At 65.6% G+C, this 14,595-nt stretch carries 16 protein-coding genes; 6 read left to right on the top strand and 10 right to left on the bottom strand.

From position 1 onward, the window contains the following. Positions 1–19: 19 nt before the first annotated feature. From JQ592_RS00545 to dapA, 8 genes are all read right to left on the bottom strand, one after another. Entirely contained in the window at positions 20–856 is an 837-nt protein-coding gene (locus JQ592_RS00545; protein WP_211400982.1) for an ABC transporter substrate-binding protein, read from the bottom strand. A 122-nt stretch (positions 857–978) separates the two neighbouring features. Further along, the gene (locus tag JQ592_RS00550; RefSeq protein ID WP_246820073.1) at positions 979–1,281 is read right to left on the bottom strand and encodes a DUF4286 family protein; all 303 of its coding nucleotides are present in this window, start codon (positions 1,279–1,281) and stop codon (positions 979–981) included. 11 nt (positions 1,282–1,292) lie between these two features. Beyond that, positions 1,293–2,246 (bottom strand): dihydrodipicolinate synthase family protein, encoded by a 954-nt coding sequence (locus tag JQ592_RS00555; RefSeq protein WP_211400984.1) that lies wholly within the window; start codon positions 2,244–2,246, stop codon positions 1,293–1,295. Beyond that, positions 2,243–2,674 carry a MaoC family dehydratase gene (locus JQ592_RS00560; protein ID WP_011086090.1) on the bottom strand — a complete coding sequence of 144 codons (432 nt, stop codon included), beginning with the start codon at positions 2,672–2,674 and terminating at the stop codon, positions 2,243–2,245. The genes JQ592_RS00555 and JQ592_RS00560 overlap by 4 nt, the downstream gene beginning before the upstream one ends. A gap of 3 nt (positions 2,675–2,677) precedes the next feature. Then, positions 2,678–3,085, bottom strand: a complete 408-nt coding sequence (locus JQ592_RS00565; protein ID WP_211400985.1) for a MaoC/PaaZ C-terminal domain-containing protein — start codon at positions 3,083–3,085, stop codon at positions 2,678–2,680. 11 nt (positions 3,086–3,096) lie between these two features. Further along, positions 3,097–4,260: an acyl-CoA dehydrogenase family protein gene (locus JQ592_RS00570; RefSeq protein ID WP_211400986.1), complete on the bottom strand. Its 1,164-nt coding sequence runs from the start codon at positions 4,258–4,260 to the stop codon at positions 3,097–3,099. Then, positions 4,257–5,447 carry a CaiB/BaiF CoA transferase family protein gene (locus tag JQ592_RS00575; RefSeq protein WP_211400987.1) on the bottom strand — a complete coding sequence of 397 codons (1,191 nt, stop codon included), beginning with the start codon at positions 5,445–5,447 and terminating at the stop codon, positions 4,257–4,259. Before JQ592_RS00575 ends, JQ592_RS00570 begins: the two co-directional genes overlap by 4 nt. A 14-nt stretch (positions 5,448–5,461) precedes the next feature. After that, positions 5,462–6,370, bottom strand: coding sequence for a 4-hydroxy-tetrahydrodipicolinate synthase (gene dapA / locus JQ592_RS00580; protein ID WP_211401728.1), 909 nt, complete (start codon positions 6,368–6,370; stop codon positions 5,462–5,464). Between the two features lie 184 nt (positions 6,371–6,554). Here dapA and JQ592_RS00585 point away from each other — a divergent pair, with 184 nt between their 5' ends. From JQ592_RS00585 to JQ592_RS00610, 6 genes are all read left to right on the top strand, one after another. Further along, positions 6,555–7,637 carry a LacI family DNA-binding transcriptional regulator gene (locus JQ592_RS00585; protein ID WP_211400988.1) on the top strand — a complete coding sequence of 361 codons (1,083 nt, stop codon included), beginning with the start codon at positions 6,555–6,557 and terminating at the stop codon, positions 7,635–7,637. Positions 7,638–7,640: 3 nt separating this feature from the next. Next, on the top strand, positions 7,641–8,009 hold the full coding sequence (locus tag JQ592_RS00590; protein WP_211400989.1) for a tautomerase family protein: 369 nt from the start codon (positions 7,641–7,643) through the stop codon (positions 8,007–8,009). 15 nt (positions 8,010–8,024) lie between these two features. Next, positions 8,025–9,167 carry an acyl-CoA dehydrogenase family protein gene (locus JQ592_RS00595; RefSeq protein WP_211400990.1) on the top strand — a complete coding sequence of 381 codons (1,143 nt, stop codon included), beginning with the start codon at positions 8,025–8,027 and terminating at the stop codon, positions 9,165–9,167. A gap of 16 nt (positions 9,168–9,183) precedes the next feature. Continuing rightward, positions 9,184–10,767: an acyl CoA:acetate/3-ketoacid CoA transferase gene (locus tag JQ592_RS00600; RefSeq protein WP_211400991.1), complete on the top strand. Its 1,584-nt coding sequence runs from the start codon at positions 9,184–9,186 to the stop codon at positions 10,765–10,767. 9 nt (positions 10,768–10,776) lie between these two features. After that, positions 10,777–11,259, top strand: a complete 483-nt coding sequence (locus tag JQ592_RS00605) for a MaoC family dehydratase (RefSeq protein ID WP_211400992.1) — start codon at positions 10,777–10,779, stop codon at positions 11,257–11,259. A 70-nt stretch (positions 11,260–11,329) separates the two neighbouring features. Further along, a complete protein-coding gene (locus JQ592_RS00610) occupies positions 11,330–12,166 on the top strand; it encodes an ABC transporter substrate-binding protein (protein WP_211400993.1) in 837 nt (278 codons plus the stop codon). A gap of 213 nt (positions 12,167–12,379) precedes the next feature. Here JQ592_RS00610 and JQ592_RS00615 read toward each other — a convergent pair whose 3' ends face one another. Then, positions 12,380–13,711 (bottom strand): MFS transporter, encoded by a 1,332-nt coding sequence (locus tag JQ592_RS00615; protein WP_211400994.1) that lies wholly within the window; start codon positions 13,709–13,711, stop codon positions 12,380–12,382. A gap of 72 nt (positions 13,712–13,783) precedes the next feature. After that, the gene (locus tag JQ592_RS00620; protein WP_211400995.1) at positions 13,784–14,590 is read right to left on the bottom strand and encodes an enoyl-CoA hydratase/isomerase family protein; all 807 of its coding nucleotides are present in this window, start codon (positions 14,588–14,590) and stop codon (positions 13,784–13,786) included. Positions 14,591–14,595 lie beyond the last annotated feature (5 nt).

The following is a 14,595-nucleotide window of genomic DNA, read 5'->3' on the forward strand; positions in this document are numbered from 1 at the left end:
CGGCTCGTCTCCGTAGGTATCAGGCCGGACCGGGGCCGGCGATCGCAAGCGGCTGGTCGGCCGGCATGGCGGTCAGGCCGAACTTGTCGAACAGCGCCTGATAAAAGCCGTCAGCCCGCATCGCGTTGAGCGCCTTGACGACGGTATCGGCGACTGTCTTGTTGCGGAAACCAAGCGTGGTCCTGGCCGTGCCGAGCCCGCTCAGGACTTCCTTCACGCGGCCACGGCCGACGAGATCGCGCGCCACGCTGTCGACCAGCAGCGCATTGTCAACCTGACCCGCGAGCAGCGCGCTGACGACGTTGGTCGCGGTCGGGAACGTCCGCATCTCGACGGCCGCGCCACCTTTCGCCACGCTCGCATCGCTGAGTTTCTTGAGCCAGTTCATCTGGTAGCTGCTGACCTCGACCGCGGATGATTTTCCGATCAGATCGCTTTCGGTAGCAATTTTTGTGCCGCTGTCAGGAGCCACCACGACCGAGATGGCCTGAATGGCGTACGGCACCATGTACATCAGCTTCGACCGTTCCTCGGTCCAGAACATGCCGGTGTTGACACCGTCGATGCGCGCTGCGCCCAAGGCAGGAATCATCGCCGGAAAATCCATCCGGACGAGTTCGACGGGAAGACACAACCGCTTGCCGAGCTCGGCGGCGAGCTCGACGTTGAGGCCCTGCAGCTGACCGTCCTTGTCGACGAACTGCTGCGGCGGATTGGTCGGGTTGATGGAGAGCTGCAATTTGCCGGGCGCAATCAGATTGTCATCGGTGATTGCGGGCGTACAGGCGGCATGCACCGCCGTGGATGCGAGAACGAGCGCGGCGGCCGCACTCAAGCGAAACAGTGTCGAGACCATGGATACCTCCAGTAAGACGCCAATGACCGATGCAGTTCCTCGCCCGGGATTCCCCCTTGATGTTTCTTGGATGCGGCCGGCCGGATCTCGCGACATGGCAGGCAGCATCGTCTTCGATCTGCTCAAGCCGGTCCCGACATCGGCCTGAGCTGGATGCGCATGAAATTCTTCACCAGGGATTCGAACGGACCAAAACCCTTCACCTTCAAAAACTCCGGCGTCTCGAACGCCCACCGCCCCGCGACTTCGTACATCGCGGCGTATTTCGGTCCGTCGCCGACCGAGACGAAGCGCTTGGCCGAGAGCCAGCCGGGACAGGCGAGCAGATCAGGGAAATGCTTCTGCTCGTACCAGGCGTTGAACGCAGCCTCGTGCTCGGGATCGATGTCGACTCGCACGATATGGATGAAGGCTTCGTCCGGCATCGGATCGCCCCTCATGCCAGACGGATATCGCCGGCCGCGCGCGCCGCGCCGACCGTCGTTGCAATGGCATCGCACAGCGCCGGCAGAACCGGCAGCAGCGGCGGCCGCGGATCGGCGTTGCGGATCAGGCCGAGCGCCTTCAGCCCGACCTTCATGCGGGTGTGCATGTCCATGATCGGCGCAGGTCCGTAGATCGCGCGCACGATCGGATAGAGCCGCTCGTTGACGGCGCGCATCGCCTTGAGGTCGTCGGCGAGCGAGGCCTGCCAGAGCGCTGCGAACAGATGCGGTGCGAGGCTGACGAGGCCGGACAGAATGCCGTCGCCGCCGACGGCGAGCTGCGGCAGGAACCAGTGGAAGTTCGACGGCAGGATCGCGACGGAAGGATCGGCCTGCTTCACCGCCCGCCGGTTCTCGTCATAGGCCAGCATGGTATCGCTGCCTTCCTTGACGGCGATGACGCTGTCGAGCGCGGCGATTTTCGCGAGGGTCTCCGGCGAATAGCCGAAGCCGGACGCCAGCGGATATTGGAAGATCGACACGGGAATTCCGATTGCGGAGCTGACCGCCTGCACGAAAGCCACCGGCGCGCGCGAGGTCGCCGAGGCGCCGCCGCCGAGCGGCGCGGGCGGAAACAACACGGCGCAATCGGCGCCGGAAGCTTCCGCGAGCTGCGCCTGATGGATCGCTTCCGCCGTCGAATGCGCGATGATACCTGAAAGCAGCGGCTTGGCGCCGATCTGCCGGCGCGTCCGCTCGATCACGGCCTGACGCTCATCGTCCGAGAGCGATCCGCCCTCACCCGCGTGGCCATTGACGAACACGGCCGCGATGCCGTCCGGGCAGGCGCAATAGTCGAGCACGCGGGCATAGCCGTCCCAGTCGATCGAGCTGTCGTCCCTGAAGGGCAGCACGGTCGCGACCGTGACGCCGCGCAGATCCGGTTTCTTCATCGCCTTGCTCATGACGGTTTTCGCCGCGGGAATTTCAGGCTCGCGCGTGCCTTCAGCACTTCGAGGCCGCCCTCGTTGCGCGCGCTGGCTTCCCAGATGATGGTGCGGGTCTCGTCGTGCTGCTCGGCGATCCAGACGTCGAAGGTGAGCGTGTCGCCGTAGAACACGGGGCCGGTGAACCAGAAGCGGTCCTCCACCGACACGCCGATGGTGCCGACCAGCTCAGAGGTGAGAATGCTGGTGCAAAGGCCCGCAACCATGATCCCCGGCGCCAGCCGGCGGCCAAAGCGCGTCGCGCCGGCATAGACCTCGTCGACATGGACGGGGCCGAAATCGCCGGTCGCGGCGATATAGAGCGCGCCATCAGCCTCGGTGATGGTCTTGCTCAGGCTGACCCTGTCATTCACCTTGAGATCGTCGAAGGACTTTGGCTCGTACATGGCTCAGGCCTTGGCGAAGGGAACCAGCGTTGCGGTGCCGTCCACCACGGTGGCGCCCGAGGGCGACAGCGTGCAGGTGACGCGGCAGACCGCATCATCGCCGGCGACCGAAACGATCTCGGCCCTGGCCTCGACAGACTCGCCAACGATCACGGGCGCAGCGAAACTCAGTGCGATGCTGCCGATCCGCCGCGTCGGTCCGCCGAGCTGGCTGAGGCACGTGGTGGCAAGACCGCCGACCGCGAGCTCGAACGCCACCATGTTGGACGCGCCCGCTCTCTTCGCACGGACGGCATCGACATAGAGACCGCCGAGATTGCCGCTGATGCCGGTGAACATCGCCTGCTCGGCCACCGTCATGGTCTTGCGGAAGGCGAAGGCTGCGCCGGGCTTGAGAGGTGCGTGAGACATCGATCGCTTCCCTAGAGCTGCAGGCCGTTCTTGATGGTGCTGCGCGCAACCAGCATGCGGTGAATCTCGGAGGTACCGTCATAGATGCGGGTGACGCGGGCGTCGCGATACATTCGCTCCAGCGGCAGGTCCTTGCTGAACCCCATGCCGCCGAACACCTGGATGGCGCGGTCGACCACGCGGCCCTGCATCTCGGACGCCGCGACCTTGATCATCGAGACCTTGTCGCGCGCATCCTTGCCCTGATCGATGTCCCAGGCCGCGTTCATCACCATCATCTTCACGCCAAAAATCTCCGTGGCGGAATCGGCGATCAGCTTCTGCACCATCTGGAAGTCGCCGATGAGCTGGCCGAACTGGCGCCGCTCGCCGGCGTGCTTGCGCATCATCTCGAGCGCGCGCTGCGCCATCCCGACGGCGCGCGCGCCGATATGGGCGAGCCGGATCTGCAGCACGCTCTGCATGATCAGCTTGAAGCCGCCGCCGACCTCGCCGAGCACGGCCGCCTTCGGAATGCGGCAGTCCTCGAAGCTCAGCTCGGCATGGCCATAGCCGCGATGGCCCATCATCGGCTGGGTGCGCGCGACCTTGAAGCCGGGCGTGCCGCGGTCGACCAGGAACAGCGTGATGCCGCCGCGGGCGCGCTTCTCCTTGTCGGTCAGCGCCATCAGGATCACATAGTCGGCGATGTCGCCGTCGCTGATGAAATGCTTGGTGCCGTTGAGCACCCATTCGTCGCCGTCGAGATGCGCCGTGGTGCTGATCGACGCCGCGTCGGAGCCGGCGCCCGGCTCGGTGATCGCCATGGCGCAGATCTTGTCGCCCTTCACGGTCGGCAGCAGGTAGCGCTCGACCTGATCGCCCTTGCAGGCCATCAGCATCGGATAGACCTGGCCGAACACGCGGCGGATCAGCGCGTCCGACGTCTTGCCGAACTCTTCCTCGACCAGGCAATGCTCGACGCAAGTTAGGCCGCCGCCGCCGACATCCGCCGGCATGTTCATGGCGTAGAGGCCGAGCTTCTGCGCCTTGGTCTTGGTGACGGCCAGCGCGTCGGCCGGCACTTTGGCCGTCTGCTCGACGACGTCTTCGAGCGGCTGCACCTCCGTCTCGACGAAACGGCGGACGGTGTCGACCAAGAGGCGCGTCTCTTCGGGGACAGAAAAATCGATCATGGCGCCACTCCGACGGCTTTGCCCGCGACCATCGCCTCGATCTCCGCGGCGCCGTAGCCGATCTCGCCGAGCACCTCGCGCGTCTGCGCACCGAGCCGCTGCGGCACCAGCCGCACCTCCGGCGTCCGGCCGTCATAGCGTGCGGGATGCGCGACCATGCGGATCGGCGCGCCCCCTGCACTCTCGGCGCTCTTGAACACGCCGAGATGCCCAAGCTGGGGATCGGTCTCGAGGTCGCGATAATCCTGCACCGGCGCGTGCCAGATGCGCGCGGCTTCCAGCCCGAGCAACCATTCCGCCGTCGACTTCTGTTTCAGGCGTGCCGCCACGATCAGCGTGATCTCCTCGCGCTTCGAAAAACTGTCGGTGTCGCCGAACTGCTTCAGCGCTTCGCTGTCGAGCGCGACCGCGAGCGCCTTGGGCGACGCCATGGAGATCGCGAGATGGCCGTCGGCCGTCGCGTGAATGCCGTAAGGCCCGGGGCTGAACCAGGCCGCGATGCCGGCGGGAGCGCGCGGCGTCGGCGACGGCGCGCCGTTGAGCCAGGCGGTCAGCGGCTCGACCTGGAGATCGAGAGCGGCCTGATAGAGGTTGACCTCGACGAGCTGCCCCTTGCCGGTCTTCGTCCGCGCAAACAGCGCCGCGAGAATGCTCATGGCGTAGAGCGAGGCGGCATGCTGATCGACGATGACAGCGCCGACCGCCGTCGGCTCGCCATCCGCCCGCCCCGTCCGCATCGCAAGACCCGACATCGCCTGGAGCAGGAGATCCTGGCCGGGCCGATCCTTGTACGGCCCCTCCGATCCGAAGCCGGTTGCCACCGCATAGATCAGACCGGGATTGATCGCCTTGAGCGTGTCGTAACCGAGACCGAGCTTGGCCATCGTGCCCGGGCGAAAGTTCTCCATCACGACATCGGCGGTCGCGACCAGCTTCTTCACCGCGGCGATGCCGTCGGGATTCTTGAGATCGACGGCGAGGCTGCGCTTGTTGCGGCCGGTCGCCAGATGATTGACGCTGTCGCCTGCGACGAAATGATTGGCGACCGCCCAGTTGCGCTGAAACGCACCCTCGATCGGCTCGACCGCGATGACGTCGGCGCCGAGATCGGCCAGCGTCTGGGCCGCCAGCGGGCCCGCGAGATAGTGATTGAAGCTGAGGATCTTGACGCCGTCGAGCAGGTTCATCCGTTCACCTCAGTCTAGGCGGCCGCAACCGGCGCACCGCGCCACGCGAGATCGAATGTCTTGACCAGGGCACGCGCGGCCGCATCCTGCGCAGCCGGCAGCGGCAGGCGCGGCGGGCGCGGATTGCCGGCTGCAAAGCCCATATGACCGAGCAGCGCCTTGCTGCCGGCGACATAGGCCTGGCCGCCGACGAATTCGATCACCGGCAGATATTTCAGATACAGCTCGCGCGCTTCCCTGATCGCGCCGTGGTCGGCGACGAGGCTGAAGATGCGGGCCATCTCCGCCGGGACCACGTTGGAGGCCACGGCCACCCAACCCTGCGCGCCCTCGACGAAGGATTCGAAGCCGAGGATGCCGCCGAACACCGTCATCCTGTCGCCGCAGAGACGGATGATGTCGCGCACGCGCGTCACCTCGAGCGTCGACTCCTTGATATAGAGACAGTTGTCGATCTCGGCGATCCGCGCCACCAGCTGCGGCTTGAGATCGACATTGGCGGTTGCCGGATTGTTGTAGACCATGATCGGCAGCGCGATCGCATCGGCAACCGTCTTGTAGTGATGGACGAGCTCGTCGCCGGTCGGCGTCGAATAGAACGGCGGGATGATCATCACGCCGTCGGCGCCCAGTTTTTCGGCACGGCGACTGAGGCGCACCACCTCGCGCGTATCCTCCGCGCCGGTGCCGATCAGCACGGGGACGCGGCCCGCGGCCTGGCGAATGACAACTTCGGCAACCAGCGCCTTCTCGTCATCGTCCATGGACAGGAATTCGCCGGTCGAGCCGAGCGGGATCAACCCGTGAATGCCCTGCGCGATCTGCCAGTCGACGAAGGCGCGCAAGGCCGCGACATCGACCTCGCCCGCTGCCGTGAACGGGGTGATCATGACGGTGTAGGTGCCGCGGAACGTCTTCATCAGGGAACTGCCGGGTGCTCGGGTGGATTCAGGCGATGGGTGCCGCCTGCGGAAAATCCGCACGCCTTATGCAATCGTTTGCATAAATGGCTCTGCATTGGGCAACACCATCCATTTTTTGAGCTTGATCAGCGTGGAATAAGCTCTTAGCGTTTCTGCAATCGTTTGCAGTCTATCGGCAGGTTTGATGAGCGTCACGCTCAAAGATGTGGCACAGGCGGCCCGCGTTTCAGTCAGCACTGCTTCCCGAGCGCTGACGGGAACCGGCCTGACCAGCGAGCGTACACAGCAGCGCCTGGTGCGCATCGCGCGCGAGCTCGGCTATCGGCCGAACCCGATCGCGCGCGGATTGAAGACGGGGCAGTCGCGGCTCGTTGCACTTCTCGTCCACAATCTCACCAACGCCTCGTTCCAGGTGATGGCCGAAGTGGTGCAGGCGCGCCTGAAGGCGCTGGGTTATCAGATGCTTCTGTGCATCGGCGGCGACGATCCGCAGCAGGAGAGCGACACCCTCACCACGCTGGTCGACCACCGCATCGACGGGCTGATCGTGGTGCCCACGGGCAAGAACGGCCCGCAGCTCAAGGCGCTCTCCAAGGACGTGCCCATCGTCTGCCTGGTGCGGCGCGATGACGCGACCGATCTCGAGACCGTGCTCGCCGACGATCCGCAAGGCGCTTATCTGGGCACGCGTCACCTGATCGAGCTCGGGCACAAGCGCATCGGGCTGATCGTCGGCCGCCAGGACACCACGTCCGGCCGCGAACGCCTCTCCGGCTATGTCCGCGCGCTGCGCGAGGCCGGCATCGCCAGGGACGACACATTGATTCATGCCGGCCATTTCGAGCCCGAGACCGGCGCGACGTGTGCCCGCAAGCTGCTCGACCTCCCCCGTCCGCCGAGCGCGATCTTCGTTGCCAATCACGAGGCGACGCTCGGCGTGCTGCGTGTCACCGCGGAGCGGAACATCGCCATTCCCGACGATCTCTCGCTGCTCTGTTATGAAGACATGCCGTGGTTCGAATGGCATCGCCCTGCCATCAGCATCGTCGACAACGGCGCACGCGATCTTGCCAATCTCGCCGTCGACCGGCTGCTGCATCGCATGGACAAGGGCAATGGCAATGACGGCGTGCGCGAATATCGCGTCGGCGCCCGGCTGATCAAGCGCGACTCCTGCCGCCAGATCGACGCCCAGGTCCCCGCGAAATCCGCGAAGTCCAAATCGTCTTCATCCAAATCATCTGCGGCCAAATCCGCGAAGGTCTGATCGATGCCCTATGTCGAAGTGCTCGCCCCGCAAGCTCCATCCCAGCGCAAGGCCGCGCTGACGCGGTCCGTGACCGACGGCCTGATGTCGGCCTTCGGCGTCACCGCCGATACCGTCACGCTCTATTTCCTGAACATTGCGCCCGACGACTACGCCCACGCCGGCGTGATGGGGCCACAGGACGTCGGCCAGCGCATCCTGCTCAAGGTCCACGCCTTCCGCCGCAGCGAGGCCGAGCGGCGCGCCGCCGCCATCGCGCTGACCCGTGCCGTGTGTAGCGCCTATGGCGTGCCGGGCGACGACGTCGCGGTCTATTTCATCGACCGCGACCGTAGCGAGGTCTCCCACGATTCCAGGCTCGCCAGCGACTGACGGGAGCAGCAAGCCATGGATCGCTTCTACAGCCAAGACCAGAAAGCCCTGCGCGAGACCGCCCGCCGCTTCGCCGAAGCCGAGATCCTGCCGCGCGCCGCCGCGATCGATCGCGAGGACCGCTTCGACCGCGCGCTCTACAAGGGCATGGCCGATCTCGGCCTGTTCGGCATCTGCCTGCGCGAGGGCGCCGGCGGCGCCGGCCTCGATGCGGTCGCGGCCTGCATCGCGATGGAGGAGCTGGCGCGCTGCTCCGGCGCGGTCGCCAACGCCTTCGCGATCCCCGTCGAGGCCGTGCTGTTCTTCGACCACCACGGCACCGAGGCGCACAAGGCGCTGATCCCGAAAATTCTCAGCGGCGACATCATTCCAGCCACCGCCGTCTCCGAGCCCGATCACGGATCCGATGTCGCAGGCATCCGCACCAACGCTGTGCGCGAGGGCAATGGCTGGCTGCTGAACGGCACCAAGGCCTGGGTGACGCTCGGCGGCGTCGCCGACCGCATCATGGTGTTCGCACGCACCGGTGCAGACGCGGGCCATCGTTCCATCTCCTGCCTGCTCGTCGACGGCGCCCTGCCCGGCATCGCCCGCGGCAAGAACGAGGAGCTGCTCGGCATGCACGGCCTCGACGACTGCCAGATCACCTTCTCCGACGTGCGTCTGCCGTCGGACAGCGTGATGGGGCCGGAGAACCAGGCCTTCAAGATGGCGATGAGCAATTTCAACTTCAGCCGGCTGATGATGGCCTCGATGGCGCTCGGCATGGCGCAGGCGGCGTTCGAGGACGCCACCGGCTATGCCAAGGACCGCAAGCAGTTCGGCCAGGCCATCATCGGCTACCAGGCGGTGCAGTTCATGCTCGCGGACATGTCGACCGACATCGCCGCCGCGCGCCTGCTGATCCACCACGCCGCGCGCCTGCACGATGCCGGTGAGCCCATTGCCAAGGAAGCGGCGCAGGCAAAGCTATTCACGACCGACATGGCGATGAAGCACGTCTCCAACGCGCTGCAGATTCACGGCGGCAACGGCTATTCGCGCGAGTATCGCATCGAGCGGATCTTCCGCGACGTCCGCCTCGCCCAGATCTACGAGGGCACCAACCAGATCCAGCGGCTGATCATCGCCCGCCAGGTCGAGAAGGAGGCCGCGTGATGCGGGAAGCGCGCTCATGCTGAGCATCATCACAGCGGCAGAGGCCGCAGGCTTGATCCGCGATGCCGACACTCTGATCGTCGGCGGCAATGGCGGCACCGGCGCAGCCGAAGCCATCCTCGATGCGCTGGAGCAGCGTTTCATCAGCGGCCAGGGCCCTCACAATCTGACACTGATCAACATCACCGGCGTCGGCGCCGTCACCGAGAAGGGCCTCTGCCATCTCGCCCATGAAGGCCTGATCGCGCGCGTGATCGGCGGCAATTTCGGCCTGCAGGTGCCGTTCATGCGCCTCGTCCGCGACGAGCTGATCGACGCCTATAATTTTCCGCAAGGCGTGATGAGCCAGCTCTGCCGCGCCATGGCGGCAAAGCATCCCGGCGTGCTGACCCATGTCGGCCTCAACACCTATATGGACCCGCGCCAGGACGGCGGGCGCATGAACAAGCGCACCACCGCGCCGCTGGTCGATCTGCTCGAACTGCACGGCCAGTCCTGGCTGCTCTACCGCGTCCCTGCCCCGCCCGATGTCGCCATCATCCGCGGCACTTCCGCGGACGAGGACGGCTATATCAGCATGGAGCACGAGGGCACGACGCGCGAGGATCTCTCGATCGCGCAGGCCGTGCATAATGCCGGCGGCACCGTGATCTGCCAGGTCAAGCGCATCGTGAAGCGCGGCTCGATCCATCCGCAGATGGTGAAGATCCCGGGCTTCCTGATCGACCACGTCGTGCTCGAGCCCGAGCAGATGCAAACCTACGGCACCGCCTACGATCCCGCACGCTGCGGCGAGACGCGGGTGCCGGTGGCGATGATCACGCCGGATCCGCTGACCGAGCGCCGGGTGATCGCCCGCCGCGCCGCCTTCGAATTGCGCCCGCGCGACGTCGTCAATCTCGGCGTCGGCATCTCCGCGATGATCCCCAATGTCGCGGCCGAGGAAGGCATTTCCGACCTGATCACGCTGACGGTGGAATCCGGCGTCGTCGGCGGCGTGCCCGGCCATGCCCGCGAATTCGGCACCGCGATCAACCCGCGCGTCATCCTCGACCAGGCCTATCAGTTCGACTTCTACGATGGCGGCGGCCTCTCCTGCGCCTTCCTCTCCTTCGCGGAGGTGGACGTATCAGGCAACGTCAACGTCACGCGCTTCGGCGAGCGCCGCGACGGCTCCGGCGGCTTCATCGACATCACCCAGAACGCCAAGCGGCTCATCTTCAGCGGCACCATGACCGGCGGCAAGTTCGATATCGGTGTCGAGAACGGCCGCCTCGCGATCCGGCGCGACGGCGCCTTCCGCAAATTCGTCCCGCAAGTCGGCCAGATCAGCTTCAGCGCCTCGCTTGCCGCGCAACGCGGCCAGCATGTCAGCTACATCACCGAGCGCGCCGTGTTCGAGCTGGAGAACGGACACGTGACGCTGACCGAGATCGCGCCGGGCGTACGGCTGGAGGAAGACATCTTCGCCCATATGGGCTTCCGCCCACGCATCAGCCCGCAGCTGAAGGACATGGACCCGCGCATCTTCCGCTCCGGCCCGATGGGGATTGCGCAAGCTTTCAACGCCCTGCCCGCGCGGCCGCGCAAAGTCGCCTGAGGGACCACCATGGACACGAGCGGCCCGATCAATCTCCGTTACGAAGATATCGCGCTCGGTGCGGAGTTCGAGACCGCCGTGCACACGGTGACGGAAGCTGATATCGCGGCCTTCGCCGACGTCACGCGCGATCATCATCCGCTCCATGTCGATGGCGCCTATGCGCGCTTGCGCGGCTTTCCTGCTGTGATCGGCCACGGGCTGTACGGCCTGTCGCTCATGGAAGGGCTGAAGTCGGAGCTGAAGCTGTATGAAGAGACGTCTGTCGCCTCGCTCGGCTGGGACGAAGTGAAATTCAAGGGGCCCATCGTCGCCGGCGATACCTTGCGTGTCCGCTTCCGCTTCGTCGAGAAGCGGCCGACCAAGAACCCCGCGCGCGGCATCGTCGTCGAGACGCTCGACCTCCTCAACCAGCGCGACGAGGTGGTGACCGCGGCGCGCCACATCTCGCTGATCCTGACCCGGCAAGCCGATGCTGCGGCAGCCACATGACGAGACAATGAAGAAGACGCGGACCGGAGAACGGCTCCTCTGCCACCCACGATTTGATCGGAGTATTCAGATGCGATTTCCAAAAACCTTCTCCGCCCTCGTCCTTCTGGTCGGCCTGACGCAGGCCGCCGGTGCCCAGACCTGCACGCCGAAGATTCCGGCGTCGAGCCTGATCGAGGCGCCGAAATGGCAGATGTCGATCAACCCGACGCTGCCGCCGCAGCAATTCGTCGACGACAAGGGCGAGCTGCAGGGCCTCAATGTCGAGCTCGCCCGCGAGATCGCCAAGCGCATCTGCGTCGAGCCGGTGTTCCTGCGCATGGACTTCCCGCCGATGATCCCGGCGCTGCGCTCTGGCCGCTTCGATGCCATCAACACCGGCCTGTTCTGGACCGAGGAACGCTCCAAGATGCTCTACCTCGTGCCTTATGCGCAGCAGGCGATCAGCATCTACACCGACCCCTCCTCCAACCTGAAGCTGGAGAAGTTCGAGGACCTCGCCGGCCGCGTGGTGGGCGTTGAATCGGCGACCTACACTGAGCGCAAGGCGCGTGAGTTCAGCACCGCGATGGAGGCCAAGGGCCTGAAGCCGATCGAGCTGCGCACCTTCACCACCGTCACCGCCACCTCGGCGGCGCTGCGCGCCGGCCAGCTGGAGGCCGCGCTCAACATCAACGAGACCGCCAACTCGCTCGAGCAAAAGGGCATCGCAAAGATCTGGGTCCGCGACATCGCCGGCACCGACATCACGTTTGCCTTTCGTGACAAGCTGCTCGCCCAGGCCGTCGCCGATGCCCTCACCGCAATCCGCGCCGATGGCACCTATGACAAGCTGTTCGACAAGTTCGGCATGACCAAGCTGAAGGCGACGACGTTTGCCATTCGTGGGGATGGACCGACGAATTGAGGAAGCCGCATTTGCGCGTCTCGTAGCCCGGGTGAGCGAAGCGATACCCGGGACAACAGCGGCAGCGTTCCCGGATATCGCTACGCTCATCCGGGCTACCGGGGGCCGAAGGCAATGGCACGGACAACGGTGCCGTAGGGTGGGTTAGCGCAAGGCTTTGCGGCCGGTCGAGCGAGCCGGCGCGGCGGTGATGCAGCCGCGCCGGCGCTAGGCTCAGCGGAAGTTGCCCTTGGTCTCGGGGATCACGACCGCGCCGATCAGGTAGATCACGAACACGCCGACCGCGAAGTAAGCCAGCGACATCGGAATCTCCGCGGGGCTCGCGCTGACCAGCGAGACGAAGGTCGGCATCATGCCGCCCAGCGCAAAGCCGATGTTCCAGGACAGGCCCGTGCCGCTCGCGCGCAGCGCGGTCGGGAAGCGCTCGTTGAGGAAGATCAGCACCGGCGCGTAACCGGCATTGCCGATGAAAGCGATGGCGAGTGCAAGGAGCGTGATCTGCGTCGTGTCCTTGGTGGCGGCAAGGTTGAGATAGCAGAGCGGCAGCAGCACCGCCGCCAGCGCGCCGATCAGCAGGAACGTCTTCTTGCGGCCGATCCAGTCGCTCATCGCGCCGACCAGCACGGCCGAGAAGAACGCCGAGACGCTCGCACCCATCAGGATCAGCGACGAGGTCTGGTTCGGGACCGCGTTGATGACTTTGAGGAAGCTCGGCAGATAGCCGGAGGTGAGATAGTAGCCGGCGCCGCCACCGAAGGTGATGAGAAGGTTGACCAGCAGAACGCCGCGATATTCGCCGGAGAACACGTCCTTGACCGGCGCCTTCGAGACCTTCGCCTGCTTGTTGCCCTGCTGGCGCTTGAGCTCCTTGAAGTACGGCGATTCCTCGAGGTTGCGGAAGATGAACCAGCCGAGCAGCGAGCTCAGCAGCCCCGAGAAGAACATGAAGCGCCAGCCCCACACCGCGAAGGCCTCGCCGGGGAACACCGAGGACGTGATCAGGAAGATGAAGGACGCGAGCAGCGCGCCGATGCCGGCGCCGCCGCCGCCAACCAGTCCCGACATCGCACCGCGCCATTGCGGCGGCACGGACTCGGTACCGATCGTGTGGGTCGAGGCCACGACGCCGCCGACGAACACGCCCTGCACCAGCCGCAGGATCAGGAACACGATCGGCGCGATGATTCCGACCTGCGCAATGGTCGGCAGCAGGCCGAACGCCGCCGTGCTGAGGCCGACGCCGATGATGGCGATCAGCATGGCCTGCTTGCGGCCGTGCACGTCGGCATAATGGCCGAACACCGCCGAACCCAGCGGCCGCATCAGCAGCGTGACGGCGAACGAGCCGTAGACCGCCGCCAGCGACAGCGCCGCATTGCTCGACGGAAAGAACAGCGCACCGACGACCGGCGCCACGTAGAGCAGAATGAACAAATCGAACAGATCCAGCGCCCATCCGAGCACCGATGCGATGATCGCATTGACCATCTGCTTGTTATCCGCCGATGCTTCTGCACCCGCGACCGGCATATCCATCTCAGCCATGTTGTTTTACCTCCCCCGTTTGAGTAGCGCCGCGGCTCGCGCCATTGCGAACCGCGGCAGTTCAGTCGCGTGTCAGCGGCCGACGAATTTCGGCGGACGCTTGGCGTTGAAGGCCTCGACGCCCTCCTTGAAGTCTTCCGACTGGCGCAGGCGGCTGTAGCAATGGCCTTCGAGCTCGATGGCGATCGCGAGCGTCGAGTCCTCGGTGTCGTTGAGGAGCTTCTTGGCGGTGCGCTGCGCCAGCGGCGAGAAGGTGCGGAGCTCGTCGACGAGCTTGTCGGTCGCCTTCTCCAGTTCGGCATCCGGCACGCATTCGGTGGCGATGCCCCATTCGTACGCCTGCTTGGCCGAGATGCGCTTGGAGCGCATCACGATATCCTTGGTGCGGGTGATGCCGACCATCTTCTGCAGGCGGGCCGAGCCGCCCGAGCCCGGGATCTGGCCGAGCTTCTGCTCCGGCAGCGCGTATTGCGTCGTCTCCGACGCGATGCGGAAGTCGCAGGCCAGCGACAGCTCGAAGCCGACGCCGAAGCAATAGCCGCGATTGGCGACGATCACGGGCTTGGCGCAGCGCGCGGGCGCAGCGATGTTCCAGGCGAGCTTGGAGACATGCTCGGGGCTCGCCTCCATGAAGCCGCCGATATTGCCGCCGCTGGAGAAATGCTCGCCCTCGCCGCGCACCACGATGACGCGGACGCGCGGATCTTCGTCCAGCGTTTCGAAGGTCAGCCGGAGCTGGTCGCGCTGCGGCATCGCCACGACGTTGTAGGGCGGACGCCCTAAGATGATGTCGGCGCGCTCATGCGCCTCGTCGATCTCGACCTTGAACCCGTCGGGCTTGGCGAGCCGCGGATCGGCGAATGTGTAGAGTGACGGCATTTTGG

It is taken from the genome of Bradyrhizobium iriomotense, assembly GCF_018129405.1.
Taxonomy (GTDB): domain Bacteria; phylum Pseudomonadota; class Alphaproteobacteria; order Rhizobiales; family Xanthobacteraceae; genus Bradyrhizobium; species Bradyrhizobium iriomotense_B.